Source organism: Nocardioides sp. LHG3406-4 (assembly GCF_049897745.1).
Lineage (GTDB): Bacteria > Actinomycetota > Actinomycetes > Propionibacteriales > Nocardioidaceae > Nocardioides.
Window position 1 is genome coordinate 141,610 of record NZ_JAFCWV010000004.1, and the last position, 11,468, is coordinate 153,077.

At 73.4% G+C, this 11,468-nt stretch carries 10 protein-coding genes; 4 read left to right on the plus strand and 6 right to left on the minus strand.

The window, feature by feature from the left end; translation table 11 throughout:
* Window positions 1-123: 123 nt before the first annotated feature.
* Window positions 124-876 carry an IclR family transcriptional regulator gene (locus ACP7BP_RS14920; RefSeq protein WP_426245656.1) on the minus strand — a complete coding sequence of 251 codons (753 nt, stop codon included), beginning with the start codon at window positions 874-876 and terminating at the stop codon, window positions 124-126.
* Between the two features lie 57 nt (window positions 877-933).
* Window positions 934-1,482, minus strand: coding sequence for a hypothetical protein (locus tag ACP7BP_RS14925; RefSeq protein WP_426245657.1), 549 nt, complete (start codon window positions 1,480-1,482; stop codon window positions 934-936).
* A 187-nt stretch (window positions 1,483-1,669) separates the two neighbouring features.
* Here ACP7BP_RS14925 and hutH point away from each other — a divergent pair, with 187 nt between their 5' ends.
* From hutH to ACP7BP_RS14945, 4 genes are all read left to right on the plus strand, one after another.
* On the plus strand, window positions 1,670-3,229 hold the full coding sequence (gene hutH, locus ACP7BP_RS14930) for a histidine ammonia-lyase (protein ID WP_426245658.1): 1,560 nt from the start codon (window positions 1,670-1,672) through the stop codon (window positions 3,227-3,229).
* Complete coding sequence (hutU, locus tag ACP7BP_RS14935; RefSeq protein ID WP_426245660.1) at window positions 3,226-4,896, plus strand: urocanate hydratase; 1,671 nt, start codon at window positions 3,226-3,228, stop codon at window positions 4,894-4,896. Before hutH ends, hutU begins: the two co-directional genes overlap by 4 nt.
* Window positions 4,897-5,214: 318 nt before the next feature.
* Window positions 5,215-6,033, plus strand: coding sequence for a hypothetical protein (locus ACP7BP_RS14940; RefSeq protein ID WP_426245661.1), 819 nt, complete (start codon window positions 5,215-5,217; stop codon window positions 6,031-6,033).
* Window positions 6,034-6,169: 136 nt separating this feature from the next.
* Window positions 6,170-8,098, plus strand: a complete 1,929-nt coding sequence (locus ACP7BP_RS14945; protein ID WP_426245662.1) for a penicillin acylase family protein — start codon at window positions 6,170-6,172, stop codon at window positions 8,096-8,098.
* A 24-nt stretch (window positions 8,099-8,122) separates the two neighbouring features.
* Here the strand turns inward: ACP7BP_RS14945 and ACP7BP_RS14950 are convergent, their stop codons facing one another.
* The 4 genes from ACP7BP_RS14950 to ACP7BP_RS14965 all read right to left on the minus strand — a co-directional run bounded on the left by ACP7BP_RS14950 (window position 8,123) and on the right by ACP7BP_RS14965 (window position 11,467).
* Window positions 8,123-8,782, minus strand: a complete 660-nt coding sequence (locus ACP7BP_RS14950; protein WP_426245663.1) for a class F sortase — start codon at window positions 8,780-8,782, stop codon at window positions 8,123-8,125.
* A gap of 51 nt (window positions 8,783-8,833) precedes the next feature.
* Window positions 8,834-9,697, minus strand: coding sequence for an HpcH/HpaI aldolase/citrate lyase family protein (locus ACP7BP_RS14955; protein WP_426245665.1), 864 nt, complete (start codon window positions 9,695-9,697; stop codon window positions 8,834-8,836).
* Window positions 9,694-10,764, minus strand: a complete 1,071-nt coding sequence (locus ACP7BP_RS14960; RefSeq protein WP_426245667.1) for an HpcH/HpaI aldolase/citrate lyase family protein — start codon at window positions 10,762-10,764, stop codon at window positions 9,694-9,696. Before ACP7BP_RS14960 ends, ACP7BP_RS14955 begins: the two co-directional genes overlap by 4 nt.
* Before the next feature lie 130 nt (window positions 10,765-10,894).
* Entirely contained in the window at window positions 10,895-11,467 is a 573-nt protein-coding gene (locus tag ACP7BP_RS14965) for a DUF1992 domain-containing protein (protein WP_426245669.1), read from the minus strand.
* Between the last annotated feature and the right edge of the window lies 1 nt (window position 11,468).

Sequence of the window (11,468 nt, forward strand, 5' to 3'; positions counted from 1 at the left end):
CGGGGCCGGGGGCCCCCGCGGCGGGGCGTCCTTTCGCTTCCCCCCCGCTTCCCCGGGGGGGCCGGCCGCTGCCCCCCGCCCGGGCCCGACGGCATTTCCCACGGTGGTGTCGGGAGCCCGAGCTCAGCGCCCCGACAGGCGACGACCCAGCAACCGGGTGGTCTGCCGGACCTCGCGGGCGGTCACGTCGGCGCTCCGCTCGTCGGTGGACGGCCACGTGACCGCGACCGCGGCCACCGGGTGCGCGTTGTGGTCGAGCACTGCGGCCGCGACGCTGACGAACCCGGGCGTGACCTCGCCGTCCTCCACGGCGTACCCGCGTTGTCGGGTGTCGCTCAGCACCGTCCGGAGCGCCGTGAGTGATCGCGGTCCCCGGCCGTGCCGGTCGACGAAAGCCTCCCGGTCGGGGTAGAGCGCGCGGACCTGCGCGGCCGGCAGGGCGGCCAGGATGGCCCGGCCGCTGGCGGTGAGGTGCGCAGGCAGGCGCACGCCCACGTCGGTGACCAGCGGCGGCCGGCCCGGCACCCGCTCCTCGAGCACGTAGAGCACATCACGACCGTGCGGAACGGCCAGGTGCGCCGCGCAGCCCGTGCTGTCGACCAGGGCGGTGAGATGCCGACGGGCGAGACGCTGCAGGGGCGCCTGCCGGGCGTAGCCGCTGCCCACCTCGAAGGCGGCCACGCCGAGGCCGTAGCGGTGCTCGTCGGGCAGGTGGATCACGAAGCCCTCGTCGATCATCGCGTTGAGCAGGTGGTACGCCGTGGAGCGCGGCAGGCCGCACGCGCGCACGATCCGGTCCAGCGGCACCGGGTCGGGCTGGCTGGCCAGGAACCGCAGCACCCGCAGGGTCTTCGTCGCGGCCGGGACCTGGCTCATGGGCGCATCATGCCGGGTCGGTGCTGCTCCGGTCGGCCACGGCCCGGTCGGGCCCGCTCAGGCCCGGTGGCTGCCGCCCTCCGGGGTGCCGCCGCCGATCGGCCGACCGTCCGCGTCGAAGCGCGGTCCGGTGTAGTGCGGATCGCGGATCGGCAGCCCCTGGGCGTCGTACTCCTCGCCGACGGGGGTGCCGACGGGGGTGCCCGCGGGGGACGCCGCCGCGGCTCGCGCCCGCTCCGCTGAAGCGGTGTCGGGGGTGTAGTCGTCCGAGCGGGTGTTCACGTTCGGGTCCAGCTGGTCGGCGGAGCGGATCTTCTCCTCGTGGGCTGCCTGCTCCTGGGTGAAGGCGGTCCCGGCCTCGGCGGCGCGCTGCTCGGCACGCTCGGCCTGGATCCGGGCCTGCTCCGCCTGGGCCTCGGCCTCCTTCGCGCGGGCCTGGGCCTCGGGGATGTTCATGGCGCGCTGGTCGGCCTCCTGGCGCAGCTGGGCGGCGCGCGCAGCGTTGTCCTGACGGCTCTTCTTGCGCATCGACGCGGCGATCAGCCCGACGAGCGCGAGTACGACGACGACGATGACGATGGTCCAGACGATCTGCTCTGTGCTCATCTTCAGCCTCCTTCGGCCGTTCATCGGCCCTTCTTGGCTCGGCCACGGGTGTGCGGCCGGGCGTGCCGTCACCGTGACACAGCGGGGCCGGTGTCGCCACCATCCCTGGAGACGAAGTCTGGAATACGAGACGTGGGTGGTCGTACCGCTCTGGCCGCGAACGCCGCGACGGGGCTTGGATGGAGCCATGGTTGCGACGACTGACACCACCGTCCAGGTGGGCACCGGCCCCGTCTCGTTCGCCGAGCTGGTGAGCGTCGCACGCGACGGCGCACCGGTCGAGCTGAGCCCCGGGGCCTGCGCCGCCATCGACCGGGCACGGGCGGTCGTCGAGGAGCTCGCGGCGGCACCGACCCCGTCGTACGGCATCTCCACCGGCTTCGGCGCGCTGGCGACCCGGCACATCCCCACCGAGATGAGGGCGCAGCTGCAGCGGTCGCTGGTGCGTTCGCACGCCGCCGGCTCCGGCCCCGAGGTCGAGAGGGAGGTGGTGCGCGGGCTGATGCTGCTGCGGCTCTCGACCCTCGCGACCGGCCACACGGGAGTCCGCCTCGAGACCGCCCAGCTGCTCGCGGGCCTGGTGAGCCACGGCATCACCCCGGTGGTGCGCGAGTACGGCTCGCTGGGCTGCTCCGGCGACCTCGCCCCGCTGGCGCACTGCGCGCTGGCGCTGATGGGCGAGGGCGAGGTCCGCGACGCCTCCGGCGAGCTCATGACGGCGGCCGAGGCGCTCGCCGCGGCGGGGCTGACGCCGGTGGAGCTGGTGGCCAAGGAAGGTCTGGCCCTCATCAACGGCACCGACGGGATGCTGGGCATGCTGGTGCTCGCGATCGCCGACCTGCAGCTGCTCGTCCGCACCGCCGACATCGCCGCGGCCATGTCCGTTGAGGGCCAGCTGGGCACCGACCGGGTGTTCGCGGCCGACCTGCAGGCGATCCGGCCGCACCCCGGCCAGGCGGCCTCGGCGGCCAACCTCGTGGCGCTGCTGGCCGACTCCGGCGTGGTCGCCTCCCACCGCGGCCCCGACTGCAACCGCGTGCAGGACGCCTACTCCCTGCGCTGCTCCCCGCAGGTGCACGGCGCGGTGCGCGACACGATCACCCACTGCGCGACGGTCGCCGAGCGGGAGCTGACGTCGGCGGTCGACAACCCGGTCGTGCTGGCCGACGAGGGTCGCGTCGAGTCCAACGGCAACTTCCACGGGGCACCGGTGGCCTACGTCCTCGACTTCCTGGCGATCGTCGCCGCCGACCTGGCCTCCATCAGCGAACGGCGTACCGACCGCTTCCTCGACAAGGCGCGCAACCACGGCCTGCCGCCGTTCTTGGCCGACGACCCCGGTGTCGACAGCGGGCTGATGATCGCGCAGTACACCCAGGCCGCGATCGTCTCGGAGCTGAAGCGGCTCGCCAACCCCGCCAGCGTCGACTCGATCCCCTCGAGCGCGATGCAGGAGGACCACGTCTCCATGGGCTGGTCGGCGGCCCGCAAGCTCCGCCGGGCAGTGGACGGCCTGACCCGGGTGGTGGCGATCGAGGTGCTCACCGCCGCCCGTGCGCTCGACCTGCGCGCCCCGCTGGAGCCCTCGCCCGCCACCGCGGCTGTCGTGGCCCTGCTCCGCTCCTCCGGCGTCGAGGGCCCCGGCCCCGACCGCCACCTGTCCCCGGAGATCGAGACCGCGGTCTCCCTCGTCTCGACCGGCGCCGTCCTGGCCGCCGCCGAAGCAGTGATCGGAGAACTTCGATGAACGACTCACCCGAGAACCCGAGGCTCCCCATCCACGCCGCCACCGGAACCGAGCTCACCTGCCGGTCCTGGCAGACCGAGGCCCCGCTGCGGATGCTGATGAACAACCTCGACCCGGCCAACGCCGAGCGGCCCGAGGACCTGGTCGTCTACGGCGGCACCGGCAAGGCCGCGCGCAACTGGGCGTCGTACGACGCGCTGGTGCGGACCCTGCGCACCCTCGGCGACGACGAGACCATGCTCGTGCAGTCGGGCAAGCCCGTGGGTGTCATGAAGACCAACGAGTGGGCGCCGCGGGTGCTGATCGCGAACTCCAACCTCGTGGGCGACTGGGCCAACTGGGAGGAGTTCCGCCGACTGGAGGACCTCGGGCTGACGATGTACGGCCAGATGACCGCGGGCTCGTGGATCTACATCGGCACGCAGGGGATCCTGCAGGGCACGTTCGAGACGTTCGCCGCGGTCGCCGACAAGAGGCACGGCGGCACGCTCGCCGGCACCATCACGCTGACCGCCGGCCTCGGCGGCATGGGTGGCGCGCAGCCGCTGGCGGTGACGATGAACGACGGCGTCGCGATCTGCGTCGACGTCGACCAGTCGCGCATCGAGCGCCGTATCGAGCACCGCTACCTCGACGTGCAGGCCGACTCGCTCGACGACGCGGTGGCGCGGGCGATCGCCGCACGGGACGCGCGTGAGCCGCTCTCGATCGGCGTGCTGGGCAACGCGGCCGAGATGTTCCCGGCGCTGCTGGCGAGCGGCGCACCCATCGACATCGTCACCGACCAGACGTCGGCGCACGACCCGCTGTCCTACCTGCCGGTGGGCGTGGCCTTCGAGGAGTGGCGCGACGCCGCCGCCCGCGACCCGGAGGGCTTCACCAAGGACGCGCAGGCGTCGATGGCCGCGCACGTGCGCGCGATGGTGGAGTTCCACGACGCCGGCGCGGAGGTCTTCGACTACGGCAACTCGATCCGCGACGAGGCTCGCAAGGGCGGCTACGACCGTGCGTTCGAGTTCCCCGGCTTCGTGCCTGCCTACATCCGGCCGCTGTTCTGCGAGGGCAAGGGCCCGTTCCGTTGGGCCGCGCTGTCGGGCGACCCCGCCGACATCGCCGCCACCGACCGGGCGATCCTCGAGCTGTTCCCCAACAACGAGCGCCTGCACAAGTGGATCACCATGGCCGGCGAGCGGGTCTCCTTCCAGGGCCTGCCCGCGCGGATCTGCTGGCTGGGGTACGGCGAGCGCCACCTGGCGGGCCTGAAGTTCAACGAGATGGTCGCGTCGGGCGAGCTGAGGGCCCCGGTCGTCATCGGCCGCGACCACCTCGACTGCGGGTCCGTCGCGTCGCCGTACCGCGAGACGGAGTCGATGCTCGACGGCTCCGACGCCATCGCCGACTGGGCGATCCTCAACGCACTCGTCAACACCGCCTCCGGCGCCTCGTGGGTCTCCTTCCACCACGGCGGCGGCGTCGGCATGGGCCGCTCGCTGCACGCCGGCCAGGTGTGCGTCGCCGACGGCACCGACCTCGCCGCGCAGAAGATCGAGCGGGTGCTCACCAACGACCCCGGGATGGGTGTCATCCGGCACGTCGACGCAGGTTACGAGCGGGCCGTCGAGGTGGCCGCCGAGCGCGACGTGCGCATCCCGATGACGGAGTCCTGAGCCTGCGTGTTTGCGGGATAGTCCGGTGCAAAATGCGGCTGCGGGAGCCGATTTGGCCCTGATTTGCACCGGACTACCCGGGCCGCAAGCCGTCCACAGGGCCGCCGGAACCCCGGTTGTGCACAGTCGTCTCCGAGGGGTCCCCGGGCCGTCCGGGGGTGGGCCGAGGGTGGCCGGATGGACCCTCTCGCGAGCACTCGGTGCGTCCGACCTCCGGTCGTCTGGCCTGCGGCCGCCGGGGCGGGTGACCTCACGTGGGACATCGCCCGAGGGTCGAGCCACCGCCAGACGTCGCCGGGTCGCTACGTTCCCGCCACGGTGGCTGACGACCCTGTGGAGCAGCGGATCGCGGAGCAGGGCTCGCGTCGCTTCCGCGGTGCGGTGACCGCCTGGGCGGCCCTGCGCTGGCAGGGCGCCGCCTACTTCGACGGTACGGCGAGCGACGGGACACGGCTGCCCGTGCCGCTCGTCTCGCACGCGAAGCTGCGGCCCGACGAGCGCATCGCCGTCTCACGTGAGCAGCTCGCCCTGGCCGACCGGATCAACGTCGCTGGGCTGTGGTGCGCCAGCCCCGAACGCGCGGTCTACGACGAGGTCCGTCGCCGCGGTTCCCTGCGTGCCGGCGTGGAGGCGGTCGACATGGCGGCCGCGGCCGGGCTCACCACCGTGGACGCCGTACGGCACTACGTGCACACGGCTGGCCCGTGGACCGGTGTCGACCTCGCCCGCCGTGCGGTGGCCCTGGCGCTCGACTCGAGCGGCTCTCCGCGCGAGACCCGCATGCGCCTGGTGTGGGAGCTCGACGCCGGGCTGCCCCGGCCGCTGTGCAACGTGCCGGTGTTCTCCCGGGGCGGCACCCTGCTCGGCTACCCGGACCTGCTCGACCCGGTCGCGGGCGTCGTGGGCGAGTACGACGGCGCCGCTCACCTGTCCGCGGTCAACCGCCGCCACGACGTCGCCCGCGAGGAGCGCTTCCGTGACCACGGGCTGGAGTACTTCACCCTGGTCGCGGGCGACCTCGGCGACCTCGCCGCAGTCGTACGCCGGATGCTGCGCGCGCGCAGCCGGGCACGATTCCTGCCCGAGAACGATCGTCGGTGGACCTTGGAGGCGCCGGCGTGGTGGTCGGTGGCGTGAGCCCTGCTCTGGAGGTAGTCCGGTGCATTTCGGGGCTCGGGACGCCGAGACAGCCCTGATTCGCACCGGACTACCCCCAGACGGCGGAGGTTGCTGCGACATGCCAGAGTGCGGGGCATGCGGGGCGGGAGCTGACATGGCGATCCACCGGGACGCGTGGGGGATCCCGCACATCACCGCGACCTCCGTGCTCGCCATGGCGCGCGAGCAGGGGCGTGCGTGCGTCGAGGACCGCGCCGAGCAGCTGCGCCTCGACCGGTTGCGCGGCGAGGGCCGCACCGCCGAGCTGACGGGCACCGCCGGCCTCGAGTGGGACTGCTTCGCCCGCCGGGCGCTGCTCGACGAGACCGGGCGGCGCGCGTACGACGGCTCGGCGGCCGAGACGCAGGCCTTCCTCGCGGCGTACGCCGACGGCGTCAACGACGCCCTGCCCGCCGACCACGAGCCGTGGCACCCGTGGACCCCGGCCACGGTCTTCCTCGTGCACCACATCCTCTTCGGCACCTTCCCCTCGAAGCTGTGGCGGCACCACGCGGGCGAAGCCCTGGGCGAGGAGGGCGCGGACCTCTTCAGGCTCGAGGGTCCGCCCAACGGGAGCAACGCGTACGCCGTCGGCGGAGGCCGCACCGCGACCGGCAGGCCGCTGATCGCCGGAGACCCGCACCGGCAGTTCGAGGACCCCAACGTGTACGCGCAGGTGCGACTGGAGTGCCCGGAGTTCGACGTTGCCGGCTTCGCCTTCCCGGGCGTGCCGGGCATCCAGCACTTCGGGCACGCGGGCGGGGTCGCGTGGGCGATCACGAATGCGACAGCGGACTACCAGGACGTCTTTCGCGAGACGGCCGAGACGCTGGCCGGCGCGCGGCGGCGCACCGAGACCATCGAGGTGCGTGGTGGCGAGCCGGTCGCCATCGAGGTGGTGGTGACCGACCGCGGACCGGTCGTGTTCCACCTGGCCGACGGTGGCTGGTCGCTGCGCACCCCGTCGCTGGTGCTGGGGGCCCTCGGTCTCGACGCGCTGCTGCCGCTCCTCCGCGCGCGTACGGCCGACGACGTCGATCGGGCCCTCGACCACTGGGTGGAGCCCGTCAACAACGTCGTCATCGCCGATGCCGCGGGCACCGTACGGCGTCGGGTCGCCGGGCGGGTGCCGCGGCGGCGCGACGGCATCCGTCGTACGCCCGGCCACGCCGGCGACGGGCACGGCTGGGCCGGGTGGGTCGACGAGCTGCCCCGCACCGAGGCCTCGCCCGACGGCTACGTCGTCACCGCGAACGACCGGGCCACCCCGGCGTACGACGCGATCGGCCTCGACTTCGCCCCGCCCCACCGCGCCCGCCGGATCACCGAGCTGCTCGAGGCGCAGCCCCGCCTCGACGTCTCCGCGGCCGGCGCCGTCCTCGCCGACGTGCGCCAGACCGGCGGCGAGGCCCTGCTCGCCCGCATCGCAGCCCTCGACGGGCTCGTGGGACGCGACCGTGAGGTCGCCGACCGGCTCGCCGCCTGGGACCGCGAGATGACCGTCGACAGCGAGGAGGCCGCCCTCTTCGTGCGCCTGCGCGACCACCTGGTGCAGGGGATCTGCGCCGCGGGCGTGCTGCGAGCGCTGCGCGCCCCGTCGCCGTACGGCGACCTGCTCGCCCCGTGGTTCTCGCTGGAGGCCCGGGTCGCAGCATCGATCGACACGCTGCTCGCCCACGGCAGGCCCTGGGGGCTCCCCCTCGAGCCCTTGCTCCGCGATGCGGTGTCGGCGGCGGGCCGGGCGCATGAGGAGAGGTGGGGAGACGTGCACCGCTACCAGGCCCTCTCCCAGCACGGGGTCGGCACGGCGCCCGCCCTGCCCCTGCCCGGCGACACGCACTGCGTGCTCGCCACCGGCTGGTTCCCCGGGCTGGACGTCAGCGTGCGGGGACCGGTCGCCCGCTACGTGTGGTGCCTGGCCGACCGGGAGGCGAGTCGCTGGGCGGTGCCGCTCGGCGCCTCGGGCGACCCCGGATCGCCGCATCATCACGACCAGCAGCAGACCTGGGCGCTCGGCGGCACGCTGCCTCTCGCCGGGGGCTGAGGGGATCGAGGGGGAGCGCCGAGGTCAGGCCGCGACCGGCGAGGCGAACCACAGCGTGCGGTGGCTCCAGTCGCCCGGGCCGCGGCGCGTCCCGGAGCAGACGATGATGACCAGCTGGGGCGGGCCCTCGGGACTGTAGATCTCGGGCATCAGCGTCTCGGCCGGCACCTCGGTGCGACGGGACACGTCGTAGCAGGCCAGCTCGCCGTCGGCACCGCGGACGAGGATGCGACCGCCTGCCTGCAGACTGCCCAGCAGCCGGTTGCCCAGCGCCGAGCCGTCGGGCCAGGTGTGGGCGTTGAAGAGGACGTGCCCGGCCGGGCTGCCCGGTGCGACACCGGGAGCGTCCCAGGCGAGCTCGGCCTTGCCCTCGGCGGTCAGCGGGGGTACGCCGACCACGCCGTTGCCGTCGCGGGGGATGGCGAGGACCGGAGCACCGGGCGTCACGCCACGCACCGACATGCTGGTGGGCGTGAACCCGCCCGACGTGGCACGGCACCGGGGCTCGGCCCTCGGCTTCCGCTCGGTCGGCGGGGGGACCGTCGGGGTCGGGGTCGGGGTCGGGGTCGGGGTCGCAACGGCGGTGGAGGAGTCCGTGGCCGACCGGTCCGGCTGCTCGCCCTGGTCGCGGACGACCCAGGCGGTGACCCCGACGAGCAGCACGGCGAGTGCCACGAGAGCCACCAGGAGCCTGGTGTGACGATGCGACGGCGGCGAGGAACTCACCCGCCCACGCTATGCCCCGAGCAACCCGATCGCCTCGTGGATGCCGAGAATGCGCTGCGCCGACTCGACGTGGAGGCTCTCGATCATCCGGCCGCCGTAGGTGACCACACCCGAGGTGCGCGACTCCCAGGCGGCCAGGATGCCGCGCGCCTCCTCGACCGCCGCCTCGCTCGGCGCGAAGGCCGTGTTGGCGCCGTCCACCTGACCGGGGTGGATCAGCGTCTTGCCGTCGAAGCCCATCTCGCGGGCCTGCCGGCACTCGGCCAGGAAGCCGTCGGTGTCCTTCACGTCGTTGTAGACGCCGTCGATGATCGCCTTGCCGCTGGCCCGGGCCGCGAGCACGGCCAGGCCGAGGCCCGTGAGCAGCGGGTGCCGGCCGGGCACGTGCTCGGCGTACAGCTCCTTGGCGAGGTCGTTGGTGCCGATGACCAGGACCGTCAGGCGCTCGGCGGCGGACGCGATCTCCTCGGCGTGCAGCATGGCGTACGGCGTCTCGACCATCGCCCACAGCTTCGTGTGCTCCGGGGCGCCGTGGCGGCCCATCGCCTCGACGAGCGCGAGCACGGCATCGGCACTGTCGACCTTGGGTACGACGATCGCCGCCGGCCCCGCTTCGCAGGCGGCGCGCAGGTCGTCGGCGTGCCACTCGGTGTCGGCGCCGTTGACGCGGATCGTCACCTCGCGGCGGCCGTACGCGCCGCTCGCCGCCGCGGCGCACGCGGAGTCGCGAGCGGTGGCCTTGTCCTCCGGCGCGACCGAGTCCTCGAGGTCGAGGATCAGGGCGTCGCACGGGATCGACTTGGCCTTCTCGAGCGCGCGCTCGTTGGAGCCGGGCATGTAGAGCACCGAGCGGCGCGGGACGAACTCGGTCATGCCTGCACCTCGTCGTACATCTTCCTCAGCTCCGGGTCGATCTCGGACAGCTGCTCGGCGAGGGTCACCATCACCTGGCACTGCTTGACCGAGGCGTCGTCCTCCATCTTGCCGTCGAGCATCACCGCGCCCGTGCCGTCGCCCAGCGCGGCGATCACCCGACGGGCGTGCGCGACGTCCTCGACCGACGGGCTGAAGACCCGGTTGGCGATGGCGATCTGCTTGGGGTGCAGGCTCCACGCGCCGACGCAGCCGAGGAGGAACGCGTTGCGGAACTGGTCCTCGCAGGCCACCTCGTCGGCGATGTCGCCGAACGGGCCGTAGTAGGGATAGATGCCGTGCATCGCGCACGCATCGACCATCCGGGCGATCGTGTAGTGCCACAGGTCCTGCTGGTACGTCGCCCGCTCGGCGTCGTACTGCGTCTGGCCGCCGTCCTCCGGAGCATCGGCCCGCACCAGGTAGCCGGGGTGGCCACCGCCGACCCGGGTGGTCTTCATCCGCCGGTCCGCGGCCAGGTCGGCGGGGCCGAGCGAGAGGCCCTGCATCCGCGGGGAGGCGGCGCAGATCTCCTCGACGTTGGCCACGCCGCGGGCGGTCTCGAGGATCGCGTGCACGAGCAGCGGCTTCTCCAGACCGGCCTTCGCCTCGAGCTGGGCGAGCAGCCGGTCGACGTAGTGGATGTCCTCGGCGCCCTGCACCTTCGGCACCATGATGACGTCGAGCTTGTCGCCGATGGCCGGCACCAGTGTGGTCAGGTCGTCGAGCGCCCACGGGCTGTCCAGGCTGTTGATGCGGGTCCACAGCTGGGTCGGCCCGAAGTCGACCTCCCGCCCGATGCGCACCAGACCCGCGCAGGCGGCCTCCTTGTTCTCAGCCTTGACAGCGTCCTCGAGGTTGCCGAGGAGCACGTCCACGTGACCGACCAGGTCCGGCACCTTGGCCGCCATCTTCGGGTTGCCGGGGTCGAAGAAGTGGATCGCGCGGCTGGGCCTGGCCGGCACCTCGCGGAGCGGAGCCGGCGCACCTACCGCGAGCGGGGCGAAGAAGTCCTTGGCTGAGCGCATGCTGCGGAACCTATCGCTGGTCGGGCTCCGCAGGTATGACCGATCCCACGCGCCCTTGTAACGCGCAGTTATGTGCACTGGGCGCCCGGTGTGCGGGGGTCCCAGTGGTCATAACTGCGCGTTACATGGGTCAGGCGCCCCTGCGGCGCCACCAGCGCCGGGGCTTGGGAGCCTCCGCCTCGCTGGCGGCCACCGCCACGCGCTGCGCCTCGATGCGCGCCGTACGACGCGCGCGCCAGGCCTCGACCTCGTGCTCGACGTCGCGCCGGCGGGTGACCACCGGCGGGGCGCTGGGCCCGGTCGGCGGGGTGTAGAGCGCCCTGCGGACCCGCTCGTTGAAGTCCTCGACCTCGCGACCCACCTCGGACTCGGCCGTGATCGCGTCGAGCCGGCCGTCGAGCTCGGCGTCCTCCTTGCGCAGCTGCAGGGCCGGCGGCAGGACGCCGGTGATCTGCTCGCGCTCGATCAGCTTCTTGACCCACCAGTCGGGGTCCCATCCTTCGGCCGAGTCGGTGCCGATGCCGGGGATGGGCTTGCCGCGCCCCGGCAGGTCGTCGAACTCGCCCCGCTCCATCGCCTGCTGCACCTGCAGGTCCACCCAGCGTGCCTGGTTCTGGATCCGGGTCGCGGCGGCCGATCGGCCCGTGCGCGTGTCCCGCTCGGGCGAGCGGTCCGGCGCCGTGGGCTTCCGCTCCTCGCTCATC